The organism is Variovorax sp. PMC12 (genome assembly GCF_003019815.1).
Taxonomy (GTDB): domain Bacteria; phylum Pseudomonadota; class Gammaproteobacteria; order Burkholderiales; family Burkholderiaceae_C; genus Variovorax.
In genome coordinates this window covers 4400002-4423446 of sequence record NZ_CP027773.1, presented here as the reverse complement: position 1 = coordinate 4423446, position 23445 = coordinate 4400002, and the positions used below count along the sequence as shown (strand labels likewise).

Below are 23445 nucleotides of genomic sequence, written 5' to 3'. Positions count from 1 at the left end.
AAACGGTGCGCCCTGCCGTTGGTTGCCAACCCGCATTGACAGCAGATTGTTTATGTCTAAACTATTGAAACATGAACAGCCTCAACCCGGTTCAATCCGTCCGCCCCGCTCCAGCCGCGGATCTCCAACGCATCCTGTGCATCGGCGGCGGTCCGGCCGGGCTGTACTTCGCCCTGCTGATGAAGGCGCGCAACCCCGCGCTGCAGATCACGGTGGTGGAACGCAACCGCCCCTTCGACACCTTCGGCTGGGGCGTGGTGCTGAGCGACCAGACGCTGGGCAACCTGCGCGCGGCCGACGCCGAAACCGCGGCGCTCATCGGCAACGAGTTCCATCACTGGGACGACATCCAGGTGTTCTTCAAGGGCCGCCAGGTGCGCTCGGGCGGCCACGGCTTCTGCGGCATCGGCCGCAAGCGGCTGCTGAACATCCTGCAGGAACGCTGCCTGGCGCTGGGCGTCGAGCTGGTGTTCGAGACCGACGCCACCGACGACCAGGCCATCGCCGCAAAGTACAAGGCCGATCTCGTCATTGCCAGCGACGGCCTCAACAGCCGCATCCGCCAGCGCTATGCCGACGTGTTCAAGCCCGACATCGATCTGCGCAACTGCCGCTTCGTGTGGCTGGGCACGCACCAGACTTTCGACGCCTTCACCTTCGCCTTCGAACAGACCGAGCACGGCTGGTTCCAGGCGCATGCCTACCAGTTCGACGACAAGACTTCGACCTTCATCGTCGAGACGCCCGAGGCCGTATGGAAGGCCCACGGCCTCGACCAGATGGAGCAGCCGGAGGCCATCGCCTTCTGCGAGAAGCTGTTCGCCAAGTACCTGGGCGGCCACTCGCTGATCAGCAATGCCACGCACCTGCGCGGCTCGGCCAACTGGATCCGCTTTCCGCGCGTGGTGTGCGAACGCTGGACCCACCGCATCGAGGTCGACGGCCGCTCGGTGCCCGTCGTGCTGATGGGCGACGCCGCGCACACCGCGCACTTCTCGATCGGCTCGGGCACCAAGCTCGCGCTGGAAGACGCCATCGACCTGGCCAATGAATTCGCACAGGGCGGCACCGTCGACCATGTGCTCGAAGGCTACGAGGCACGCCGCAGCGTCGAGGTGCTGAAGATCCAGAACGCCGCGCGCAACTCGACCGAGTGGTTCGAGAACGTGCCGCGCTACACCGGCATGGAGATCGAGCAGTTCGCCTATTCGCTGCTCACGCGGTCGCAGCGCATCAGCCACGAGAACCTGCGCGTGCGCGACACGCAATGGCTCGGCGGCTACGAGCAGTGGCTCGCGGGCGGCAAGGCCGTGCCGCCGATGCTCATGCCCTACAAGGTGCGCGGGCTCACGCTGAAGAACCGCATCCTCGTGTCGCCCATGGCCACCTACAGCGCGGTCGACGGCGTGCCTCAGGACTTCCTGCTGGTGCACCTGGGCGCGCGCGCGCTCGGCGGCGCCGCGATGGTGTTCGTCGAAATGACGAGCCCGACGCCCGAAGGCCGCATCACCCCGGCCTGCACCGGCATTTACAACGACGCCCAGCAGGCCGCGTTCAAGCGCATCGTCGATTTCGTGCACACGCAGTCGAGCGCGAAGATCGCGATGCAGCTCGGCCACAGCGGCCCCAAGGGCTCCACGCGCGTGGGCTGGGAAGGCACCGACGAGCCGCTCGAAAGCGGCAACTGGCCGCTGCTCGGCGCCAGCGCCGTGCCGTACGGCGAACAGAACCAGCTGCCCGCCGCCATCACGCGCGCCGAGATGGACACGCTGCGCGACCAGTTCGTCGCCTCGACGCGCCGCACGCTGGAAGCCGGCTTCGACTGGCTGGAGCTGCACTGCGCGCACGGCTACCTGCTGTCGGCCTTCATCAGCCCGCTCACCAACCTGCGTACCGACGAGTACGGCGGCGACATCGAAGCGCGCTGCCGCTATCCGCTCGAGGTGTTCCGCGCCATGCGCGCCGTGTGGCCCGCGGACAAGCCCATGAGCGTGCGCATCTCCGCGCACGACTGGGCGCCAGGCGGCAACACCGACGCCGACGCGGTGGTGGTCGCGCGCCTCTTCAAGGAAGCGGGTGCGGACTTCATCGACGTTTCGTCCGGGCAGACGACGCGCGCCGCCAAGCCGGTGTACGGCCGCATGTACCAGACGCCCTTCTCCGACCGCATCCGCAACGAAGTGGGCATCGCGACCATCGCCGTGGGCGCCATCACCGACGCGGACCAGGCCAACAGCATCATCGCGGCCGGCCGCGCCGACCTGTGCGCCATCGCGCGCCCGCATCTCGCCGACCCGGCCTGGACGCTGCACGAAGCCGCCAAGCTGCAGAGCCGCGAAGTCGACTGGCCGAAGCAATACCTGAGCGGCCGCGACCAGATGTACCGCGAGATCGCCAAGCAGCAGCAGATGGCTGCGGCAGCCGCGGCGAACCCCGAGGAGACGCACTGACATGGACCTCGAAGCGCGCGCGCACAGCGAACACCCCGAAGCCCTGCGGCTCTGGCTGCGGCTTCTCACCTGCACCCAGCTGATCGAGAAGCAGGTGCGCAACGAACTGCGCTCGCAGTTCGCGACCACGCTGCCGCGCTTCGACCTGATGTCTCAACTCGAGCGCTCGCCCGACGGCCTGAAGATGAACGAGCTCTCGCGCCGCATGATGGTGACGGGCGGCAACGTCACCGGCATCACCGACCAGCTCGTGACCGAAGGGCTGGTGGAGCGCATCAATGTCGAGGGCGACCGCCGTGCCTGGCGCGTGCGCCTCACCGCGCGCGGCCGCAAGCTCTTCAACGAGATGGCGCAGCAGCACGAAGACTGGATCGTCGAGGCCTTCGCCGGCCTCAGTGGAAAAGAGATCGCGCAGCTGCACAAGCTGCTCGGCAAGGTCAAGCAACACTCACACAACCAATCGATGGCGGAGACGGAATGAAGCACTACATTGGCGCAGGCAACCCCATGCGCGCGCAATTCGAAGCGAAGGCTGCCTACAAGGCCGAGCACTTCGCATGGAGCTACGAAGCGGGCGTCGGCACCATCACCCTGAACCGGCCTGAGCGCAAGAACCCGCTCACCTTCGACTCGTATGCCGAGCTGCGCGACCTGTTCCGCGCGCTGGCCTACGCGACCGACGTGAAGGTGATCGTGGTCACCGGCGCGGGCGGAAATTTCTGCTCGGGCGGCGACGTGCACGAGATCATCGGCCCCCTGACCGGCATGCGCATGCCCGAGCTGCTGGAGTTCACGCGCATGACGGGCGACCTGGTGAAGGCCATCCGTTCGTGCCCGCAGCCCATCGTCGGTGCGATCGACGGCGTGTGCGCCGGTGCGGGCGCGATGATCGCGCTGGCCTGCGACCTGCGCTACGGCTCGCCCGCCACGCGCACCGCATTCCTCTTCACCCGCGTGGGCCTCGCCGGCGCGGACATGGGCGCATGCGCGCTGCTGCCGCGCGTGATCGGCCAGGGCCGTGCTTCGGAACTCCTGTTCACCGGCCGCGCCATGACCGCGCAGGAAGGCCACGCCTGGGGCTTCTTCAACGCGCTGCACGAAAGCGATGCGTTGCTCGAGGCCGCCACCAAGGTGGCGCGCGAGCTGGCCGAAGGCCCCACCTTCGCGCACGGCATGACCAAGACCATGCTCGCGCAGGAATGGTCCATGACCATCGACCAGGCCATCGAGGCCGAAGCGCAGGCACAGGCCATCTGCATGCAGACCGAAGACTTCAAGCGCGCGTACGAAGCCTTCGCGGCCAAGCGCAAGCCGGTGTTCGGCGGAGACTGAAGCCATGATGACCAAGGCACCCGCTCCACCATCGACAGTGCACCTGGCGCTGCCGTTCTTCGACGACGCGCATCGCGCGCTGGCCGAAGGCCTCTTGCCCTGGGCTGCTGCGCAGGAGGTCGACGAGCACGACGACCGCGCCGCCTGCCGCGACTGGGTACGCCGCCTCGGCGACGGCGGCTGGCTTCGCTACTGCGTGCCGGGCACATCGGGCGGCGCGCTCGAGCGGCTCGACTCGCGCGCCCTCGTGCTGCTGCGCGAGACGCTCGCCTTCCATTCGCCGCTCGCCGACTTCGCATTCGCGATGCAGGGCCTGGGCAGCGGCGCCATCACGCTCGCGGGCACGCCCGAGCAGCACGCCGATTACCTGACGGCCGTGGCCAAAGGCAGCAAGATCGCGGCCTTCGCGCTCAGCGAACCCGAGGCAGGCTCCGACGTGGGCGCGATGGCGATGCGCGCCGAGCCCACCACCGATGGCTGGAAGCTCAACGGCGAGAAGACCTGGATCAGCAACGGCGGCATCGCCGACTTCTACTGCGTGTTCGCAAAGACCGATCCTGCAGGCGGCACGCGCGGCATCACCGCGTTCATCGTCGATGCGACGACGCCGGGCCTCGACACCTCCGCGCACATCGACGTGATGGCGCCGCATCCGCTCGCAACGTTGCGCTTCGAGAACTGCGTGGTGCCGCGCACCGCCCAGCTCGGCGAGCTCAACGGCGGCTTCAAGCTCGCGATGCGCACGCTCGACATCTTTCGTGCATCGGTGGCCGCGGCCGCGCTCGGCATGGGGCGACGCGCACTGGCCGAAGCCATCGCGCATTCGAAGAACCGTCGCATGTTCGGCCAGACGCTCGCGGATTTCCAGCTCACGCAAGCCAAACTCGGCGAGATGGCCGCGCTGATCGACAGCGCCGCATTGCTCACCTATCGCGCGGCATGGATGCGCGACGACGCCGAACGGCGCGGCGCGCCCGCTGTCGGCGACGTGTCGGCCGCCGCCGCGATGGCGAAGATGTGCGCCACGGAAAACGCGAGCCGCGTGATCGACATGGCGCTGCAGATGCATGGCGGCCTCGGCGTGAAGGTTGGCACGAAGATTGAGAGCCTCTACCGCGACATCCGCTCGCTGCGCATCTACGAAGGCGCGACGGAGGTTCAACAACTGATCATTGGCAAATCCGTTCTGCGGGGATAAATACCGTGTCTGCCCAAGTCGACCGCTTCGTTCACGACCGCCTGCCGCCAGCCGCGCAGCTGCCCGTCTTTCGCTACGACCTGCCCGAGTTGCAACTGCCCGACCAGTTGAACCTGGTCGAGGAACTGCTCGACAAGGCAACTGCCAAGGGCTTCGGCGACAACCCGATGCTGCGTTCGCCTCAAGGCACGCTCACCTATTCGCAAGCGGCCGTCGAGGTCAACCGCATCGCGCAGGTGCTGACGGAAGACCTCGGGCTGGTGCCGGGCAACCGTGTGCTGCTGCGCGGCGGCAACTCGGTGGCGATGGCGTTGGCTTGGCTCGCCGTGGTGAAGGCGGGATTGATCGCGGTCGCCACGATGCCGCTGCTGCGCGCGAAGGAACTGGGTGAGATCATCGAGAAGGCACGGCCCGTGGCCGCGCTGTGCGATGGCCGGCTGCTCGATGAACTCGCGATCGCGCAGCGGGAGCATCCGGTGCTGGCCACCGTGATCGCATTCAACCAGCCCGATGCACCGGACTCGCTCTCGTCGCGCGCCGCGAAGAAGAGCGGCGTGTTCACCGCATGCCCCACGGCATCGGACGACATCGCGCTGCTCGCGTTCACGTCGGGCACCACGGGCAAGCCGAAGGCGCCCGTGACCACGCATCGCGACGTGCTCGCGATGTGCCAGACCTGGCCGCGCCACGTGCTGAAGGCGCGCAGCGACGACATCGTGGTGGGCTCGCCGCCGCTGGCCTTCACCTTCGGGCTCGGCGGGCTGCTGGTGTTTCCGATGTGGGCCGGTGCCTCGGTGTACTTTCCCGATGCACCGTTCTCGCCCGAAGGACTCGTGAAGCTGATCAACGAGGTCGGCGCGACCATCAGCTACACCGCGCCCACCTTCTACCGCCAGATGGCGCCGTTCGTGAAGCAGCACGGCATGCCGAGCCTTCGCATCAGCGTGAGCGCCGGCGAGGCGCTGCCCGACGCCACGCGTCAGCTATGGAAAGAGGCCACGGGCATCGAGATGCTCGACGGCATCGGCGGCACCGAGGTGTTCCACATCTACATCTCGGCTGCAGGCAACGAGGTGCGCCGCGGCGCAGTCGGCAAGGCGGTACCGGGCTTCACCGCCAAGGTGGTGGACGACGCCGGAAACGAGGTGCCGCACGGCACCGTCGGCAAGCTGGCGCTGCAGGGACCCGTGGGCTGCCGCTACCTCGACGATCCGCGTCAGGCCGACTACGTGAAGAACGGATGGAACTATCCGGGCGATTCGTTCGTGCAGGACGACGACGGCTACTTCTTCTACCAGGCGCGCGCCGACGACATGATCATCACGGCCGGCTACAACGTCGGCGGCCCGGAGGTGGAAGATGCCCTGCTGAAGCACCCCGCCGTGGCGGAGTGCGGCGTGATCGGCAAGCCGGACGCGGACCGAGGCATGATCGTCAAGGCCTTCTGCGTGCTCAAGCCCGGCCATGAAGGCGATGCAGCCCTGGTGAAGACGCTGCAGGACCATGTGAAGGCGACGATCGCGCCCTTCAAATACCCCCGGGAGATCGAGTTCGTCACGGCGCTTCCGCGCACCGAGACTGGCAAGCTCCAGCGATTCAAACTGAGACAACCCAACACAACATCATGATCAACAAACTCCTGCAGCCCGAAGGCTGGTTGCCTCCCAAGGGCTATGCGAACGGCGTCGCCGCACGCGGAACGATGCTGTTCGTCGGCGGCCAGATCGGCTGGAACGCGCAGCAACAGTTCGAATCGGACGACTTCATCGACCAATGCGGCCAGGCGCTGCGCAACATCGCCGAAGTGCTCCGCGCCGGCGGCGCGGGCCCCGAGCACATGGTTCGCATGACCTGGTATGTGACGGACCGCGATGAGTACAGCCGCCGGCTCTCAGAGCTGGGCCCGGTCTATCGTGATGCGATGGGGCGCAACTTCCCGGCCATGACTTGCGTGCAGGTCGCGGCGCTGGTGGAGCACCGCGCGAAGGTCGAGATCGAGGTAACGGCGGTCATTCCGGACTGACGCCGCGTCAGGCAAATTCCAGAAACAGAAAAGCCCTCTTTGCGAGGGCTTTTTCAATTCATTTACCAGCCAAGAAAAAAGGCCCTTTGAAATTCAAAGGGCCTTTTAAATTGGTTGCGCGAGCAAGATTTGAACTTGCGACCTTTGGGTTATGAGCCCAACGAGCTACCAGGCTGCTCCATCGCGCGGCAAGAATAAATTATAGCTTATTCAGCAGCGTTTTGCTCAGCTGCGTCTTCTTTAATTTCAGGACGGTCCACGAGTTCGACCAGCGCCATCGGCGCGTTGTCGCCCACGCGGAAACCCATCTTCAGGATGCGCGTGTAGCCGCCCGGGCGGGCTGCGAAACGCGGGCCGAGTTCACCGAAGAGCTTCACCACGCTGTCGCGGTCGCGCAGGCGGTCGAAAGCCAGGCGCTTGTTGGCCAGCGTGGGCTTCTTGGCGAGCGTGATCATCGGTTCGATGACGCGGCGCAGTTCCTTGGCCTTGGGGACCGTGGTCTTGATGACTTCATGCTCGATGAGCGAGTTCATCATGTTCTGCAGCATCGCGAGGCGGTGCGAGCTGGTGCGGTTGAGTTTGCGGAGTCCGTGTCCGTGACGCATGGTGCTTTCCTTTACTTTATAAAAACAGGCAGCCGTATCAGGTACTGCCCGGTGCACTGGCTCTTTGGGGAGCCAAATTTCAAAAATTCAAATCAACGCTTGTCAAGACCGGCCGGGGGCCAGCTTTCGAGCTTCATGCCCAAGGTCAGGCCGCGGGAGGCAAGCACTTCCTTGATTTCGTTGAGCGACTTGCGACCCAGGTTCGGGGTCTTGAGCAGCTCGTTTTCGGTGCGCTGGATCAGATCACCGATGTAGTAGATGTTCTCGGCCTTCAGGCAGTTCGCCGAACGCACGGTGAGTTCGAGCTCGTCGACAGGGCGCAGCAGGATCGGATCGAACTGCTGTGCGCTGCGCGGTGCCGGTGCGTCGAATGCAGCGAGTTCGCCGCCTTCGAGCTGCGCGAACACTGCGAGCTGCTCGACCAGGATTTTAGCCGAAGCGCGAACTGCGTCTTCCGCGGTGATCGCGCCGTTGGTTTCGATCTCGACGAGCAGCTTGTCCAGGTCGGTACGCTGTTCGACACGGGCGCTTTCGACCGTGTAGCTCACGCGCTTGACGGGCGAGAACGAAGCGTCGAGAACGATGCGGCCTATCGACTTGGTCGGCTCGTCCGCGTAGCGGCGCATCGTGCCGGGCACGTAGCCGCGACCCTTTTCGACCTTGATCTGCATGTCGAGCTTGCCGCCTTGCGACAGGTGCGCGATCACGTGGTCGGGGTTGATGATCTCGACGTCGTGCGGGGTCTGGATGTCCGATGCGAGCACCGGGCCTTCACCGTCCTTGCGCAGGCTCAGCGTGACTTCGTCGCGGTTGTGGAGCTTGAACACCACGCCCTTGAGATTCAGCAGGATGTTGACGACATCTTCCTGCACGCCGTCGATCGACGAGTACTCATGCAGAACGCCAGCGATCGTGACTTCGGTGGCCGAGTAACCGACCATGGACGACAGCAGAACGCGACGCAGCGCGTTGCCGAGCGTGTGGCCGTAGCCGCGCTCGAAAGGCTCGAGCGTGACCTTGGCCTTGTTGGCGGCAAGTTGCTCGACCTGGATGGTCTTGGGTTTCAGCAGGGTGGTTTGCATGCAGACTTCCTCTCAATACCCCCGGCTCGTTACACCGGTAAGGCTGGTGAAGCACCTGATCCGCGACGAAGCGCGGAGCAGGAACGTGAACAACAATATCAATCTCCCGCCGGCGCGAACGCGCCGAGGCGGGTAGAAAAAATCAACGCGAATACAGTTCGACGATCAGCGATTCGTTGATGTCGGCTGCGAATTCGTCGCGATCGGGCACCTTCTTGAACGTGCCTTCGGCCTTGTCGGCATTCACGTCGACCCAGGCCGGAATACCGACTTGCTGGGCGAGTTGCAGCGCTTCGACAATGCGGTTCTGCTTCTTCGACTTGTCGCGCACGGCGATCACGTCACCGGTCTTGACCAGGTACGACGGGATGTTGACCGACTGACCGTTCACCGTGATCGCCTTGTGCGACACGAGCTGGCGCGCTTCGGCGCGGGTCGAGCCGAAGCCCATGCGGTAGACGACGTTGTCCAGGCGCGATTCGAGGATGAACAGCAGGTTGGCGCCGGTGTTGCCACGGCGGCGGTCGGCTTCTTCGAAGTAGCGGCGGAATTGCTTTTCGAGCACGCCGTACATGCGCTTGACCTTCTGCTTTTCACGCAACTGCAGACCGTAGTCGGAGGTGCGCTGACCCGAGGTGCGACCGTGCTGGCCGGGCTTGGAGTCGAACTTGGCCTTGTCCTGGATGGAGCGGCGGGCGCTCTTCAGGAACAGGTCGGTGCCTTCACGGCGGGAAAGTTTGGCCTTGGGGCCGAGGTAACGTGCCACGATTTTTCCTTTGTGTCATCTGCCGCAGTTGCCTGCGGGAGCCATCTGCGAAGCGCGGATGGCGGTGGGCTTAGATAAAAAACAAATGCGCAGCCGCTTGAAAAAGCCGGCTGCGCCTTGCGGACTGACGATCAGATGCGACGACGCTTCTGGGGACGGCAGCCATTGTGCGGAACGGGCGTCACGTCGGCAATGGAATTGATCCGGATGCCGAGCGCAGCCAGTGCGCGCACCGACGATTCGCGACCAGGACCGGGGCCCTTGATCTCGACGTCGAGGTTCTTGATACCTTGTTCGACAGCAGCACGGCCGGCAACTTCGGAAGCGACCTGCGCAGCGAACGGGGTCGACTTGCGCGAGCCCTTGAAGCCCTGGCCACCCGACGAAGCCCACGACAGGGCGTTGCCCTGGCGATCGGTGATCGTGATGATGGTGTTGTTGAACGAGGCATGCACGTGGGCGATACCGTCCGCAACGTTCTTGCGAACCTTCTTGCGAACGCGCTGTGCGGCGTTGTTTGCAGGTGCTTTAGCCATGCTGGTCTATCCTTATTTCTTCAGGGACTGCGCAGCCTTGCGCGGACCCTTGCGGGTGCGGGCGTTGGTGCGCGTGCGCTGGCCGCGCATCGGCAGGCCGCGACGGTGACGGAAGCCGCGATAGCAGCCGATGTCCATCAAACGCTTGATGTTCATCGTCGTCTCGCGACGCAGATCGCCTTCGATGGTGAACAGAGCGATCTGGTCGCGGATCTTTTCGAGATCGGCGTCGGTCAGATCCTTGATCTTCTTCGAATACTCGATGCCGCTCGCTTCGCAGATTTGACGGGCGCGGGTGCGACCGATGCCGAAGATGGCGGTCAGGCCGATTTCAGCGTGCTTGTGCGGCGGGATGTTGATGCCAGCAATACGTGCCATGTGCGTCCTCTAATACTCTTCAATCAACCCTGGCGCTGCTTGTGGCGCGGGTCGGTGCAAATCACACGCACCACACCTTTACGGCGGATGACCTTGCAATTACGGCAGATGGTTTTGACCGAAGCCGAAACTCTCATTTCATTCTCCTAAAACTGTTTAACGTGGCGGTCTACCGCCCGGACTCAATACTGAAACACAGCCCTACGATGTCTTGAAGTTCGCCTTCTTCAGCAGCGATTCGTACTGCTGGGACATCATGTAGTTTTGCACCTGGGCCATGAAGTCCATCGTGACGACCACGATGATCAGCAGGGAGGTACCACCGAAGTAGAACGGCACGTTGTACTTCAGGATCAGGAACTCGGGCAGCAGGCAGACGAAGGTGATGTACACCGCGCCGGCCAGCGTCAAGCGAACCAGAATCTTGTCGATATAGCGAGCGGTCTGGTCACCCGGGCGAATGCCAGGAATGAAAGCACCACTCTTCTTCAGGTTGTCGGCCGTTTCCTTGCTGTTGAACACGAGTGCCGTGTAGAAGAAGCAGAAGAAAACGATCGCAGCGGCATACAGCAGCACGTAGATCGGTTCGCCCGGACGCAGTGCGCCCGCAACGTCCTTGATCCAGCGGAAACCGCCTTCACCGGTACTGAACCAGCCAACCACCGTTGCGGGCAGCAGGATGATCGACGAGGCGAAGATCGGCGGGATCACGCCGGCCATGTTCAGCTTCAAGGGCAGGTGCGACGACTGGCCGCCATAGACCTTGTTGCCGACCTGGCGCCGCGCATAGTTCACGAGGATCTTGCGCTGGCCGCGTTCGACGAACACCACGAAGTAGGTGACCAGCACCACGACGGCGATGATGAACAGCGCAATGATCGGATTCATTGCACCGGTCGTCACCAGCGAAGCGAGGCCGCCGATCGCGTTCGGCAGGCCGGCCGCGATACCTGCAAAGATCAGGATCGAGATGCCGTTGCCCAGGCCGCGTTCGGTGATCTGCTCGCCGAGCCACATCAGGAACATCGAACCTGCCGTCAGGCTCACCATGGCGGTCAGGCGGAAGCCGAAACCGGGGGCGATGACCAGACCGGCAGACGACTCGAGAGCCACCGCGATGCTGAACGATTGGAACAGTGCCAGACCGAGCGCGCCGTAGCGCGTGTACTGCGTGATCTTGCGGCGGCCGGCCTCGCCTTCCTTCTTCAATTGCTCGAAGGTCGGAAGCACGTAGGTCATCAGCTGCATGATGATCGACGCCGAGATGTACGGCATGATCCCCAACGCGAACACGGTGAAGCGCGACAGCGCCCCGCCCGAGAACATGTTGAACAGGCTCAGAATGCCGCCCTGCTGGCCCTGGAACAACGCTGCCAGCTGGTCCGGGTTGATACCCGGCACAGGAATGTGCGCGCCAATCCGGTAGACCACGAGCGCGAGCAGCAAAAAGACGAGCCGACGACGGAGGTCGCCGAACTTGCCTGTTTTTGCGATCGTTGCCGCGTTAGTTGCCACGAAGAACTTCTTTCAGTCCGATGGTGATCAGGCGATGCTGCCGCCGGCTGCTTCGATCGCAGCCTTGGCACCAGCGGTAGCGCCCACGCCCGTCAGCTTGACGGCCTTGGTCAGTTCGCCGGTCTTGACGACCTTGACGACCTTGGCCAGCTGGCCCACGAGGCCGGCTTGCTTCAGCGCCAGGACATCCACTTCGGCCAAGCCGAGCTGCTCGAGAGCAGTCAGCGTGACTTCGGCGTTGAACTTCAGCAGGTGCGACTTGAAGCCGCGCTTCGGCAGGCGACGCTGCAGAGGCATTTGACCGCCTTCGAAGCCCACCTTGTGGAAGCCGCCAGCACGCGACTTCTGGCCCTTGTGGCCGCGACCCGCGGTCTTGCCGATGCCAGAGCCGATACCACGGCCAACGCGACGCTTGGCGTGCTTGGCGCCGGCTGCCGGCTTGATGCCATTGAGTTCCATATCAGTCTCTCTTACAGAACTTTGACCAGATAACTGATCTTGTTGATCATGCCGCGCACAGCGGGCGTGTCTTGCAGCTCGCTCACGCTGTTGAGCTTGCGCAGGCCGAGGCCGCGCACGGTCGCGCGATGCGATTCCTTGGTACCGATCGGGCTCTTGACCAATTGGACCTTGAGGGTTTGTTGTTGCGTCATTTGAATGCTTCTTTCGGCTTGCGCTTAAGCGAAGATTTCTTCGACGGTGAGGCCGCGCTTGGCAGCCACTTGACCCGCGGTCGTCGAGTTCTTCAACCCGTCGAGCGTGGCGCGAACCATGTTGTAGGGGTTCGACGAACCATGGCTCTTGGCCACGATGTCGGTGATACCCATCACTTCGAACACGGCGCGCATCGGGCCGCCGGCGATGATGCCGGTACCCTTGGGAGCCGGGTACATCACGACCGTCGAAGCGCCATGGTGGCCCTGCACCTGGTGGTGCAGCGTGCCGTTCTTGATCGAAACCTTCAGCAGGTTGCGACGCGCTTCTTCCATGGCCTTCTGCACTGCAGCGGGCACTTCCTTCGACTTGCCCTTGCCCATGCCGACGCGGCCATCGCCATCACCAACGACGGTGAGTGCTGCGAAACCGAGGATACGACCACCCTTCACCACCTTGGTGACGCGGTTGATCGCGATCATCTTCTCGCGCAAACCGTCCTCGGGGCCTTCGTTCTGCGTTCTTGCCTGAATCTTTGCCATTTTGAATCTCGTGTCCGGTTAGAACTGCAGGCCGGCTTCGCGGGCGGCCTCGGCCAGCGCCTTGACGCGGCCGTGGTAAGCGAAACCTGCGCGGTCGAAAGCGACCTTCTCGACGCCGGCTGCCTTCGCCTTTTCAGCGATGCGCTTGCCGACGGCGGTGGCTGCGGCGGCATTGCCGCCCTTGCCCGAACCGCCGAGCGAGGTACGCACTTCGGCTTCTGCCGTCGATGCGGTTGCAATCACCTTGGAGCCGTCGTCGGAGATGACGGTTGCATAGATGTGCAGGTTGGTGCGGTTCACCGTCAGACGGGCCACGCCCTGCGTCGCGATGCGAATGCGGGTCTGGCGCGAGCGGCGAAGACGCTGTGCTTTTTTGGTCAACATCATTTTGCTGCCCCTTACTTCTTCTTGGTCTCTTTGATCACGATCTTCTCGTCCGAATAACGGATACCCTTGCCCTTGTAGGGCTCGGGCGGACGAACAGCGCGGATCTCAGCGGCGATTTGACCAACGCGCTGACGGTCAGCACCCTTGATCACGATTTCGGTCGGGGTCGCGGTGGCCACCGTGATGCCTTGCGGCATGTCGATGTTGACCGGGTGCGAGTAACCGACTTGCAGGTTCAGCTTGTTGTTGGAAGCCGCAGCCTTGTAGCCGACGCCGACCAGGTTGAGCTTCTTCTCGAAGCCCTTGGTCACGCCAACCACCATGTTGTTCACCAGCTGACGGATCGTGCCGCTCATCGCGTTCGCTTCACGCGACTCGTTGGCGGGCTCGAAGCTCAGCTTGCCGTCATTGCTGACGATCTTGACCAGCGCATTGCGGGCCAGGCTGAGCGAACCGCCCGTGCCCTTGACGCTGATCTGGTCTTCCTTGATCGACACATCCACGCCTGCGGGGATGGTGACCGGCATTTTTCCTACTCGGGACATTTCAGTAACTCCTCGATGTCTCGGTTAGGCGACGTAGCACAGAACTTCGCCGCCGACACCGGAGGCGCGAGCCTTGCGGTCGGTCATCACGCCCTTTGAGGTCGTGACGATCGCAACGCCGAGGCCGTTCTGGACTTGCGGAATGGAAGCACTGGCCTTGTAGACACGCAGGCCGGGGCGGCTCACGCGCTCAATGCGCTCGATGACCGGACGGCCAGCGTAGTACTTCAGCGAGATTTCAAGTTCGCTCTTGCCGGCTTCGGTCTTGACCTGGAAGCCGTCGATGTAGCCCTCGTCCTTCAGGACTTGTGCGATTGCGATCTTCACCTTGGAAGACGGAACCGACACGGTGGGCTTCGCCACCATCTGCGCGTTACGGATACGCGTCAGCAGGTCGGCAATGGGATCACTCATGCTCATGTTGTTTGCTCCTGCCTGGCTTACCAGCTGGCCTTGGTGACACCGGGGATGTCGCCGTTGAAAGCCAGTTCGCGGATCTTGGCGCGGGCCAGACCGAATTGACGGAAGGTGCCACGGGGGCGACCGGTGATTTCGCAACGGTTGCGCTGACGCGTGGGGTTCGCGTTGCGCGGGAGCTTTTGCAGCGCCAGACGGGCAGCTGCACGCTCTTCGTCGGTCTTCTTCACGTCGTTGGAAGCCGCCTTCAGTTCCGCGTGCTTCGCAGCGAACTTGGCAACCAGCTTGTCGCGCTTGAGTTCGCGCTGGATCAAAGATGCTTTAGCCACGAATCACCTCAGTTCTTGAACGGGAAACGGAAGCCGGCGAGAAGCGCCTTGGCTTCTTCATCGGTCTTGGCCGTCGTCGTGATGCTGATATTCAGACCGCGCAGGGCATCGACCTTGTCGTACTCGATCTCGGGGAAAATGATCTGTTCCTTGACGCCGATGTTGTAGTTGCCACGACCGTCGAACGCACGGCCGGAGATGCCGCGGAAGTCGCGAACACGCGGCAGCGCGATGGTCACGAAACGGTCCAGGAACTCATACATCTGCACGCCACGCAGCGTGACCATGCAGCCGATAGGCTGGTTTTCGCGGATCTTGAAACCGGCGATAGCCTTCTTCGACTTGGTGACCACGGGCTTCTGGCCAGCGATCTTGGTCAGGTCGGCGACAGCGTTGTCGAGAACCTTCTTGTCGGCGACTGCTTCACCCACACCCATGTTCAGGGTGATCTTGGTGAGGCGCGGAACCTGCATCGGCGACGTGTAGCCGAACTTTTCCGTCAGGTCTTTCGCGATCTTTTCGCGATAGTGTTGTTGGAGACGTGCCATGTGAGTACCTCTTAGGCGAACTTGATTTCGTCGCCGCTGGACTTGAAGACGCGAACAGCCACGCGCTTGCCGTCAGCACCCTGGGTGATCTTGATGCCCACGCGGTCGGCCTTGCCGGTCGCGGCATTGAAGATCGCCACGTTGGATTGGTGGATGGGCATGGACTTCTCGACGATGCCACCGGTCGTACCCTTGAGGGGGTTCGGCTTGGTGTGCTTCTTGACGAGGTTCAGGCCTTCGATGACGACGTGCGAGTCGTCCTTGCGCAGCGAGACGGTGCCCCGCTTGCCCTTGTCACGGCCGGCCAACACGATGACCTGGTCGCCTTTGCGAATCTTGTTCATGGCGTTGTTGTCCTTACAGAACTTCGGGTGCCAGCGACACGATCTTCATGAACTTCTCGGTGCGCAGTTCGCGCGTGACCGGTCCGAAGATGCGGGTGCCGATGGGCTCCAGCTTGGCATTGAGCAGCACGGCGGCATTGCCGTCGAACTTGACGAGCGAGCCGTCGGCGCGACGGATGCCCTTGGCGGTGCGGACCACCACTGCGCTGTAGATCTCGCCCTTCTTGACGCGACCACGCGGAGCGGCTTCCTTGATGCTGACCTTGATGACGTCGCCCACGCTGGCGTAACGCCGCTTGGAGCCACCGAGCACCTTGATACACAGGACGGATTTCGCGCCTGTGTTGTCGGCCACTTCGAGCCGGGATTCAGTTTGGATCATTTCTTGATATTCCCAACTTGTACCGATGTGCCTCCAGGAGGGAAACACCGCGGTCAGTCTTGGGCCCGCCGTCCGCACCTCGAACCACTCGAGGCACTTCCGCTTTGGGCTGAAAGCTTCGCCTTTTGGAAGCGAAGCCCGCGATTGTTGCACGCACTTGTGCCGATGTCAACAGCCCTATTACACCACCAAGCGCTGGCACTAGACTCTCGACGGTGCGCACCACTGCGAAATCCCACTTTTCAGCCCCGCATCCAGGCCGCCGCAGCGTTCTGGCCGGTGCTGCCGGCCTGCTGGCGCTGGGCCTTGGCGCCTGCCGCAGCGCCGCTCCGCAGCAGGACCCCGGCAGGATGCGGCTGGTGGGCGAGGCGCGCTGGGCGCATCGCCTTCATATGGAAGGCACCACGGTGGGCGGCCTCTCGGGCATCGACTACGACCCGGCGCGAGGTGAGTACCTGCTCATCAGCGATGACCGGTCAGACTTCGATCCGGTGCGCTACTACACCGCACGCTGGCCGCTGCCACAGGCCGCGCCGCCCGAGCCCATGGGCGTGGTAAAGCTGCAACGCCCCGGCGGCGGCCCCTGGCCCAGCCGGCGCCAGGCCATCGACGGCCTCCCGGTACCCGACCCCGAAGCCCTGCGCCTGCGCCCCTCTACCGACACCATCCTGTGGACCAGCGAAGGCGACATCGCCCGCGGTTTCGGCCCCGCGCTGTACGAATCGGCCCGCGACGGGCGCTTCCTGCGCGAATTCGCCATGCCGCCGATGTTCCAGCCCGACCCGGCAAAGCGCCGCGGCCCGCGTGACAACCTGACGTTCGAGGGCGTCGCCCTCACGCCGGACGGCCGCTTCGCCTGGCTGGGCATGGAGAACGCGCTGATCCAGGACGGCCCCGAGCCCACCACCGGCGCGCCCGGCGGCCCCTGCCGCTTCACCCAGGTCGACCTGGACACAGGCCGCGCCGTGCGCCAGATCGCCTACGTGCCCGACGCCATTCCGCTGCGCCCGCTGGTGCCCGGCACCTATGCCGACAACGGCGTCAGCGAGATCCTGATGATCGACGCCCACCGCATGCTGGTGCTGGAGCGCGCCTACGCCACCGGCGCGGGCAACTCGCTGCGCCTGTATGAAATCGACACCCGCGCCGCCGGCGAGGTGCTCTCCATCGACATGCTGGTGCCGGGCAACCACCGCCCCGCCTCCAAGACCCTGGTGGCTGACTTCGCCGCCCTGGGCCTGTCGCGCCTCGACAACACCGAAGGCATGTGCTGGGGGCCGCCGCTGCCCGACGGCAAACGCATGCTGGTGGTCGTGAGCGACGACAATTTCAATCCGCTGCAGATCACCCAGTTCGCAGCCTTCGCCTTCGAATAACCCGACCGACCATGACCATCGCCGTCACTTTCCTGCCCCGTACCGCCCCCGCGCCGCTGCCGCCCGTCGCCTTCATCGGCGGCGGCAACATGGCGAGCGCCATCATCGGCGGCTTGATCCAGCAAGGCTCCGCGGCCGATTCGTTCGAGGTGGTCGAGCCCTTCGAGGAGGCCCGCGCCAAGCTGTCCCAGTCGTACGGCATCGTCGCGAAGGCGGAGGCCGGCGAGGCGCTGTCGCGCTGCGAGGTGGTGGTGTGGGCGGTCAAGCCCCAGACATTTGCCGAAGCCGCCCGCCCGGTGCGCGAATTCGCCGACGGCGCGTTGCAGCTCAGCGTGGCCGCGGGCATTCCGTCGGACAGCATCGCCCGCTGGCTGGGCACCGAGCGCGTGGTGCGCGCCATGCCCAATACGCCCGCGCTGGTCGGCAAGGGCATGACCGGCCTGTTCGCGCGCGCCGGCGTCACCGGTGCCGACCGCTCGCTGGTCGGCCAGCTGCTGGCACCCACCGGCGAGCTGATCTGGGTCGACGCCGAACCCGCGCTCGACGCCGTGACCGCCATGTCGGGCTCGGGCCCGGCCTACGTGTTCTATTTCATCGAGGCCATGACCGAGGCCGGCGTCGAGATGGGCCTGACGCCCGAGCAGGCCCAGCGCCTGGCCATCGGCACCTTCACCGGCGCCTCGGCGCTGGCGCACAGCGCGACCGAGCCGCCTTCGGTGCTGCGCGCGCGCGTCACCTCCAAGGGCGGCACCACTTACGCCGCCATCAGCGCGCTGGAAGAAGCCGACGTGAAGGCGCAGTTCAAGACCGCGATCCGCGCGGCGCAGAAGCGCGCCGCGGAGCTAGGCGAGGAATTCGGCCGGGACTGATCTCAGCCCGGGGGTAGCGCGCGCGGCCCCAGCAGGAAGAGCCACTCGGCCGCCAGCGTGACGGTGCCGTCTTCCAGCTCGAGCCAGACTTCCTCCTTCAGCAAGAAGCTGTCGCCGGGCCTGGGCGTCACCTCCGCGATGCGCACCCGCGCCCGGAAGCGCGCGCCCACGGGCATCGGCCGCACGAAGCGCAGACGGTCGAAGCCGTAGTTGAGCGCGTGATTCGAGTCGAAGGGCAGCAGCGTGCGCATGGCCTCGCCGGTCAGGCGGATCAGGTGCGACACCTGGAAGAAGCCCTGCACGATGGTGCCGCCGTAGTTCGCCTCGCGCGCCGCGCGCTCGGGGTCGAGGTGGATCCACTCACCCTCGCCGTCGCCCGACAGCTCCGAGTAGCGGTCGACCATCTCCTGCGTGATGCGGTGCCATTCGGAGAAGCCCTCCTGGCCGATCTTCCGCTTCAGCTGCTCCAGCATGGCGTCGGACATCGTGTTCAGCGCAGCGCGTAACCGGCCACGATGCCGGCGAACACGGTGAAGCCCAGCCAGTGGTTCAGCCGGAAGGCCTTGAAGCAGCCCTCGCGCGTACGGTCGTGAATGAGCCGCCAGTGCCACAGCGCCTGCGCCGCGGCCACGGCGATGCCGGCGTAGAACAGCACGCCCAGCGAACGGCTCGCGCCGGCCCAGATCCACACCGCGAGGAAGATCGCGTAGCTCGCCATCACCGCCGCCACGTCGAAACGGCCGAAGGTGATGGCAGAGGTCTTCATGCCGATCTTGAGGTCGTCGTCGCGGTCGACCATGGCGTATTCGGTGTCGTAGGCCAGCACCCAGAACAGGTTGCCCGCCAGCAGCCACGCGGCGAACACGGGCATGTGCGACTGCACCGCCGCAAAGGCCATCGGAATGCCGAAGCTGAAGGCAATGCCCAGCACCGCCTGCGGGATCGACACGAAGCGCTTGGCGAAGGGGTAGATCAGCGTGATGGCGAGCGCCGCGAACGACCACAGCACCGTGGTGCGGTTGGTGGTGAGCACCAGGGCGAAGGACACCAGCGCCAGCACCGCGCCGAGCCCCAGCGCCTCCTTGACCGACATCGCGCCGCTGGTCACCGGCCGTTGCGCCGTGCGCTTGACGTGGCGGTCGAAGTCGCGGTCGGCCACGTCGTTGACGCAGCAGCCCGCGCTGCGCATGAGGAAGGTTCCGAGCGTGAACACCACCACCAGGTGCCAGCCCGGCCAGCCGTCGGCCGCGAACCAGAGCGCGCCCAGCGTGGGCCACAGCAGCAGCAGCCAGCCTGCGGGGCGGTTCCAGCGGATCAGGTCGAGGTAGAGCGCGAAACGACGGGCGAGCATGCGAAGGAAAGAGACGGGCAAAAAAAAGAGCGGCCATTGTGCCGCTCTTGTGCAGGTGCGAGGAAAGCGCGCGCTCAGTCTTCGAGCAGCGAACGCAGCATCCACGCGGTCTGGTCGTGCACCGTGCAGCGCGCGGTCAGCATGTCGGCCGTCGGGTCGTCGCCGGCTTCCTCGGCCACGGGGATGAATTCGCGCGCGATGCGCGACACGGTCTCGTGGCCCTTCACCAGGATGCGCACCATCTCCATCGCCTTGGGCGGGGTCTGGGGCACGTCGGGCACGGTGGCGATCTTGCTGAACTCGGCGTAGGAGCCCGGTGCGTAGTGGCCCAGCGCGCGGATGCGCTCGGCCAGCACGTCGGTGGCGCCCCACAGCTCGGTGTACTGGCCCATGAACATCGCATGCAGCGAGTTGAAGTGCGGGCCCGTCACGTTCCAGTGGAAGTTGTGCGTGGTGAGGTACAGCGTGTAGGTGTCGGCCAGCACGCGGCTCAGGCCTTCGGCGATGGCCGCGCGGTCCTGGCGTTCGATGCCGATGTTGATGATCGGCGCATTGCGGCTGCCCGACTCCTGCGCGACCACCGTGCCGCCCTTCTTGGGCACCTTGCCGGCGGAGGAAGCAGGCGATGATTTCTTCGAGGCTTTGGCCATGGCGGGAACTCTTTCTTCAAGTTTGGGTGGAACGCTGCGATTCTGGAAGCCGGCGTGCGGCTTCGCAACAGCGCCACTCTATCTCAGCGATCAACGATTCAAAACGGCCCTGGCGTAGGCCGATTCCCCGAATTGCCGCCTTCAGGACAGCCGCTTGACGCCCGGCAGCTCGCACGCGTAGATCGCGTTGCGCAGGGCCGCGATGGCCTCGTAGCGCGTGAAGGTGCGCCGCCAAGCGAGCACCACGCGGCGCGTGGGCGGATCGCGATCGTGCGCGTCGCGCACCGGCAGGTAGCGCACCATCTGCTCGGCCTCCTTGCGGCCCTTGACCCTCGGCTTGAGCGCCTCGGCCGGCACCGACAGCCGCGGCACCAGCGTCACGCCCATGCCGGAGGCCACCATGTGCTTGATGGTCTCCAGCGACGAGCCCTCGAAGCTCTTGCGGATGCCTTCGGCATTGCTGGAGAAGCGCGCGAACTCGGGGCAGACCTCGAGCACGTGGTCGCGAAAGCAGTGGCCGGTGCCCAGCAGCAGCATGGTCTCGCTCTGCAGTTCCTCGGACGTGATCGATTCGCGGTCGGCGAACTTGTGCTTCGCGGGCAGGGCTGCCATGAAGGGCTCGTCGTACAGCGGCGCCATCGCCAGGCCGGTGTCGGGAAAGGGCTCGGCCATGATGGCGCAGTCGATCTCGCCGGCGCGCAGCATCTCGAGCAGCTTGACGGTGAAGTTCTCCTGCAGCACCAGCGGCATCTGCGGCGTGCGCTGGATCACCTGGCGGACCAGGTCGGGCAGCAGGTACGGCCCGATGGTGTAGATCACGCCGAGGTTCAGCGGGCCGGCCAGCGGGTCTTTGCCGCGCTTGGCGATTTCCTTGATGCTGGCCGCCTGGTCGAGCACGCTCTGCGCCTGCTGAACGATCTGCTCGCCCAGCGGGGTGACGGTCACCTCGCCGGCGCTGCGCTCGAAGAGCTTGACCTCGAGTTCGTCCTCCAGTTTCTTGATGGCGACCGAGAGGGTCGGCTGGGAGACGTAGCAGGCCTCGGCCGCCTTGCCGAAGTGCCGTTCGCGGGCTACTGCGACGATGTATTTGAGTTCGGTGAGAGTCATAGCTTGCGTCAATTATGCGCAAGCGCCCGTGACCCGGTGGGCCTGGGGCCTTGGCGGAACAACTCTGGGGAAAGTTTCAGCACAAGGCCCCACTTGTCCACAGCGGCATCGTTCGCCCGCGAGTTGTCCTTTTTGCGGGGCGCCCCCGAAACGTACGTGTACACAGTGACGCGCGTGCGGCAAGTCGTTGTCAGCCAAGAGAAAACCCCTGCTGTCCACAGCGGGGGTTTACCCTTATCTACTACTACTAACTTGAATAAGAAGAATAAATAAGAGAGACGCGGCAGCCCGCCATGGGCGTCGCGGGGCCCGTCAGCCGATGGTCGCGATCGCCGATCCCACCGCCACGTAGCCGCCTGCCGCCACGCCGAATGCGATGCGTCCCGCGCGGTGCGCGAGCACCTGCATTTCCATCTTCATCGCCTCCATGACGGCGATCACGGCGCCCTGCGCAACCTCGTCGCCGTCGGCGACCTTCCAGCCCTGCAGCGTGCCCGACACCGGCGCCGCCACCGCGGCCGGGTCCTGCACCGCCGCGGGCTCGGCCGGCACGGCGGTGGCGCCCCCCGCATTGGCCGACGACAGCCCGCGCAGCAGCTCGGGCGGCAGGCCCAGCGACAGGCGCCGGCCGTCGACCTCGATGGCAGTGCGCACCAGCACGGTGTCGGGGCGCGGCTCGGGCCGCGCGGCGGCGGTCTCGCCGTTGGCGAAGTCGGTCTCGATCCAGCGCGTGTGGACCTTGAAGGCATCGCCGGACACGAAATCCGGATGCGCCATCACGGCACGATGGAACGGCAGCACCGAGGCCACGCCTTCGATGCGGAATTCGGCGAGCGCGCGGCGCGCCCGCGCGACGGCCTGCTCGCGCGTGGCGCCGGTGACGATCAGCTTGGCCATCAGCGAGTCGAAGGTGCCCGGCACGCTCGATCCCGCCGCCACGCCGGTGTCGATGCGCACGCCCGGGCCCGAGGGCACGTCGAACACCTTCACCGGGCCCGGCGTCGGCAGGAAGCCGCGGCCGACGTCCTCGGCGTTGATGCGGAACTCGAACGCGTGGCCGCGCGGCGCCGGCGTTTCGGTGACCGACAGCGGCAGGCCGTCGGCAATGCGCAGCTGCTCGACCACGAGGTCGATGCCGGTGGTTTCTTCCGTCACCGGATGCTCGACCTGCAGCCGCGTGTTGACTTCGAGGAACGAGATCGCGCCGCTCGCGCTGAGCATGAACTCGACCGTGCCGGCACCCGTGTAGCCGGCCTCGGCGCAGATGTCGCGCGCCGACTGGTGGATGCGCTCGCGCTGCGCGTCGCTCAGGAAGGGCGCGGGCGCTTCTTCCACCAGTTTCTGGTTGCGCCGCTGCAGCGAGCAGTCGCGCGTGCCCAGCACCACGACGTTGCCGTGCGTGTCGCCCAGCACCTGCGCCTCGACGTGGCGCGGCCGGTCGAGGAACTGCTCGACATAGCACTCGCCGCGGCCGAAGGCGGTGACGGCCTCGCGCACGGCCGATTCGTACAGGCCCTCGACCTCGTCCATGCGCCACGCGACCTTGATGCCGCGCCCGCCGCCGCCGAACGCGGCCTTGATGGCCACCGGCAGGCCGTGCTTCTCGGCGAAGGCCAGCACCTCGGCCGCGCTCTGCACCGGGTCGGCCGTGCCCGCGACCAGCGGCGCGCCGACCTTCATGGCGAGCTTGCGCGCCTGCACCTTGTCGCCCAGCCGCGCGATGGCGGCGGGCGACGGGCCGATCCAGGTCAGCCCGGCGTCGATGACGGCCTGCGCGAACGCGGCGCTCTCCGACAGGAAGCCGTAGCCCGGGTGCACCGCGTCGGCGCCGCTGCGCGCCGCCACGGCCAGCAGCTTGGCGATGTGCAGGTAGGTATCGGCGGGGCGGTCACCCTCCAGGCCGTAGGCTTCGTCGGCCATGCGCACATGCAGCGCGTCGATGTCGGCATCGGCGTACACGGCGACCGATTGCACGCCGTAGTCGGCGCAGGCGCGCGCGATGCGCACGGCGATTTCGCCTCGGTTGGCGATCAGGACTTTTTTCATCGGAAGACTCTCG

30 protein-coding genes and 1 tRNA gene are annotated in these 23445 nt (G+C 65.2%); 8 read left to right on the top strand and 23 right to left on the bottom strand.

Annotation, left to right across the window (positions count from 1 at the left end; all coding sequences use genetic code 11):
• The first annotated feature begins 71 nt into the window (after nt 1–71).
• Genes C4F17_RS20510 through C4F17_RS20485 form a run of 6 tightly spaced genes read left to right on the top strand, consistent with a single transcriptional unit; the run spans nt 72 to nt 7003 of the window.
• A complete protein-coding gene (locus C4F17_RS20510) occupies nt 72–2450 on the top strand; it encodes a bifunctional salicylyl-CoA 5-hydroxylase/oxidoreductase (RefSeq protein ID WP_106936478.1) in 2379 nt (792 codons plus the stop codon).
• A 1-nt stretch (nt 2451) separates the two neighbouring features.
• Entirely contained in the window at nt 2452–2931 is a 480-nt protein-coding gene (locus tag C4F17_RS20505) for a MarR family winged helix-turn-helix transcriptional regulator (RefSeq protein ID WP_081267436.1), read from the top strand.
• Entirely contained in the window at nt 2928–3782 is an 855-nt protein-coding gene (locus C4F17_RS20500; protein ID WP_081267435.1) for an enoyl-CoA hydratase family protein, read from the top strand. The genes C4F17_RS20505 and C4F17_RS20500 overlap by 4 nt, the downstream gene beginning before the upstream one ends.
• A 4-nt stretch (nt 3783–3786) precedes the next feature.
• Nucleotides 3787–4980, top strand: coding sequence for an acyl-CoA dehydrogenase family protein (locus tag C4F17_RS20495; RefSeq protein WP_106936477.1), 1194 nt, complete (start codon nt 3787–3789; stop codon nt 4978–4980).
• Nucleotides 4981–4985: 5 nt separating this feature from the next.
• Nucleotides 4986–6608: an AMP-binding protein gene (locus C4F17_RS20490; RefSeq protein ID WP_106936476.1), complete on the top strand. Its 1623-nt coding sequence runs from the start codon at nt 4986–4988 to the stop codon at nt 6606–6608.
• A complete protein-coding gene (locus C4F17_RS20485; protein ID WP_081267432.1) occupies nt 6605–7003 on the top strand; it encodes a RidA family protein in 399 nt (132 codons plus the stop codon). The genes C4F17_RS20490 and C4F17_RS20485 overlap by 4 nt, the downstream gene beginning before the upstream one ends.
• Before the next feature lie 111 nt (nt 7004–7114).
• Here the strand turns inward: C4F17_RS20485 and C4F17_RS20480 are convergent.
• From C4F17_RS20480 to rplN, 18 genes are all read right to left on the bottom strand, one after another.
• A tRNA-Met gene (locus C4F17_RS20480) sits at nt 7115–7191 on the bottom strand.
• An 18-nt stretch (nt 7192–7209) separates the two neighbouring features.
• Complete coding sequence (gene rplQ, locus C4F17_RS20475) at nt 7210–7608, bottom strand: 50S ribosomal protein L17 (protein ID WP_081267431.1); 399 nt, start codon at nt 7606–7608, stop codon at nt 7210–7212.
• Between the two features lie 92 nt (nt 7609–7700).
• Nucleotides 7701–8690 (bottom strand): DNA-directed RNA polymerase subunit alpha, encoded by a 990-nt coding sequence (locus C4F17_RS20470; protein WP_009124827.1) that lies wholly within the window; start codon nt 8688–8690, stop codon nt 7701–7703.
• A gap of 142 nt (nt 8691–8832) precedes the next feature.
• The gene (gene rpsD / locus C4F17_RS20465) at nt 8833–9456 is read right to left on the bottom strand and encodes a 30S ribosomal protein S4 (RefSeq protein ID WP_009124826.1); all 624 of its coding nucleotides are present in this window, start codon (nt 9454–9456) and stop codon (nt 8833–8835) included.
• Between the two features lie 131 nt (nt 9457–9587).
• The gene (gene rpsK / locus C4F17_RS20460) at nt 9588–9992 is read right to left on the bottom strand and encodes a 30S ribosomal protein S11 (protein WP_009124825.1); all 405 of its coding nucleotides are present in this window, start codon (nt 9990–9992) and stop codon (nt 9588–9590) included.
• 12 nt (nt 9993–10004) lie between these two features.
• Nucleotides 10005–10370 (bottom strand): 30S ribosomal protein S13, encoded by a 366-nt coding sequence (rpsM, locus tag C4F17_RS20455; protein WP_013544105.1) that lies wholly within the window; start codon nt 10368–10370, stop codon nt 10005–10007.
• Between the two features lie 23 nt (nt 10371–10393).
• A complete protein-coding gene (gene rpmJ, locus C4F17_RS20450; RefSeq protein WP_013544106.1) occupies nt 10394–10507 on the bottom strand; it encodes a 50S ribosomal protein L36 in 114 nt (37 codons plus the stop codon).
• 64 nt (nt 10508–10571) lie between these two features.
• Nucleotides 10572–11885, bottom strand: coding sequence for a preprotein translocase subunit SecY (gene secY / locus C4F17_RS20445; RefSeq protein ID WP_009124822.1), 1314 nt, complete (start codon nt 11883–11885; stop codon nt 10572–10574).
• Between the two features lie 27 nt (nt 11886–11912).
• Nucleotides 11913–12344: a 50S ribosomal protein L15 gene (rplO, locus tag C4F17_RS20440; protein WP_009124820.1), complete on the bottom strand. Its 432-nt coding sequence runs from the start codon at nt 12342–12344 to the stop codon at nt 11913–11915.
• A gap of 11 nt (nt 12345–12355) precedes the next feature.
• Nucleotides 12356–12538, bottom strand: coding sequence for a 50S ribosomal protein L30 (gene rpmD, locus C4F17_RS20435; RefSeq protein WP_019653974.1), 183 nt, complete (start codon nt 12536–12538; stop codon nt 12356–12358).
• 24 nt (nt 12539–12562) lie between these two features.
• The gene (gene rpsE / locus C4F17_RS20430; RefSeq protein ID WP_081267430.1) at nt 12563–13081 is read right to left on the bottom strand and encodes a 30S ribosomal protein S5; all 519 of its coding nucleotides are present in this window, start codon (nt 13079–13081) and stop codon (nt 12563–12565) included.
• An 18-nt stretch (nt 13082–13099) separates the two neighbouring features.
• Entirely contained in the window at nt 13100–13465 is a 366-nt protein-coding gene (rplR, locus tag C4F17_RS20425; RefSeq protein WP_081267539.1) for a 50S ribosomal protein L18, read from the bottom strand.
• Nucleotides 13466–13479: 14 nt separating this feature from the next.
• On the bottom strand, nt 13480–14013 hold the full coding sequence (rplF, locus tag C4F17_RS20420) for a 50S ribosomal protein L6 (RefSeq protein ID WP_081267429.1): 534 nt from the start codon (nt 14011–14013) through the stop codon (nt 13480–13482).
• Nucleotides 14014–14037: 24 nt separating this feature from the next.
• Nucleotides 14038–14433: a 30S ribosomal protein S8 gene (gene rpsH, locus C4F17_RS20415; protein WP_106936475.1), complete on the bottom strand. Its 396-nt coding sequence runs from the start codon at nt 14431–14433 to the stop codon at nt 14038–14040.
• Between the two features lie 20 nt (nt 14434–14453).
• Complete coding sequence (gene rpsN, locus C4F17_RS20410) at nt 14454–14759, bottom strand: 30S ribosomal protein S14 (RefSeq protein WP_081267427.1); 306 nt, start codon at nt 14757–14759, stop codon at nt 14454–14456.
• An 8-nt stretch (nt 14760–14767) separates the two neighbouring features.
• On the bottom strand, nt 14768–15307 hold the full coding sequence (gene rplE, locus C4F17_RS20405; RefSeq protein WP_081267426.1) for a 50S ribosomal protein L5: 540 nt from the start codon (nt 15305–15307) through the stop codon (nt 14768–14770).
• Nucleotides 15308–15318: 11 nt separating this feature from the next.
• Nucleotides 15319–15651 carry a 50S ribosomal protein L24 gene (rplX, locus tag C4F17_RS20400; protein ID WP_056592808.1) on the bottom strand — a complete coding sequence of 111 codons (333 nt, stop codon included), beginning with the start codon at nt 15649–15651 and terminating at the stop codon, nt 15319–15321.
• A 13-nt stretch (nt 15652–15664) separates the two neighbouring features.
• A complete protein-coding gene (gene rplN, locus C4F17_RS20395; protein ID WP_009124801.1) occupies nt 15665–16033 on the bottom strand; it encodes a 50S ribosomal protein L14 in 369 nt (122 codons plus the stop codon).
• A 215-nt stretch (nt 16034–16248) separates the two neighbouring features.
• Between rplN and C4F17_RS20390 the strand changes: the two genes are divergently transcribed.
• Together C4F17_RS20390 and proC are read left to right on the top strand one after the other, a co-directional pair.
• The gene (locus tag C4F17_RS20390; protein WP_106936474.1) at nt 16249–17409 is read left to right on the top strand and encodes an esterase-like activity of phytase family protein; all 1161 of its coding nucleotides are present in this window, start codon (nt 16249–16251) and stop codon (nt 17407–17409) included.
• An 11-nt stretch (nt 17410–17420) separates the two neighbouring features.
• Nucleotides 17421–18278 carry a pyrroline-5-carboxylate reductase gene (proC, locus tag C4F17_RS20385; RefSeq protein ID WP_081267424.1) on the top strand — a complete coding sequence of 286 codons (858 nt, stop codon included), beginning with the start codon at nt 17421–17423 and terminating at the stop codon, nt 18276–18278.
• A gap of 2 nt (nt 18279–18280) precedes the next feature.
• Here the strand turns inward: proC and C4F17_RS20380 are convergent, their stop codons facing one another.
• From C4F17_RS20380 to C4F17_RS20360, 5 genes are all read right to left on the bottom strand, one after another.
• Nucleotides 18281–18763, bottom strand: coding sequence for a MaoC/PaaZ C-terminal domain-containing protein (locus C4F17_RS20380; protein WP_234382232.1), 483 nt, complete (start codon nt 18761–18763; stop codon nt 18281–18283).
• Nucleotides 18764–18768: 5 nt separating this feature from the next.
• Nucleotides 18769–19629 carry a 4-hydroxybenzoate octaprenyltransferase gene (ubiA, locus tag C4F17_RS20375; RefSeq protein WP_081267423.1) on the bottom strand — a complete coding sequence of 287 codons (861 nt, stop codon included), beginning with the start codon at nt 19627–19629 and terminating at the stop codon, nt 18769–18771.
• A 74-nt stretch (nt 19630–19703) separates the two neighbouring features.
• Nucleotides 19704–20279 (bottom strand): Dps family protein, encoded by a 576-nt coding sequence (locus C4F17_RS20370; protein WP_081267422.1) that lies wholly within the window; start codon nt 20277–20279, stop codon nt 19704–19706.
• A gap of 141 nt (nt 20280–20420) precedes the next feature.
• Nucleotides 20421–21386 (bottom strand): LysR substrate-binding domain-containing protein, encoded by a 966-nt coding sequence (locus C4F17_RS20365; RefSeq protein WP_081267421.1) that lies wholly within the window; start codon nt 21384–21386, stop codon nt 20421–20423.
• A 312-nt stretch (nt 21387–21698) separates the two neighbouring features.
• The gene (locus C4F17_RS20360) at nt 21699–23432 is read right to left on the bottom strand and encodes an acetyl/propionyl/methylcrotonyl-CoA carboxylase subunit alpha (protein WP_106936473.1); all 1734 of its coding nucleotides are present in this window, start codon (nt 23430–23432) and stop codon (nt 21699–21701) included.
• Nucleotides 23433–23445 lie beyond the last annotated feature (13 nt).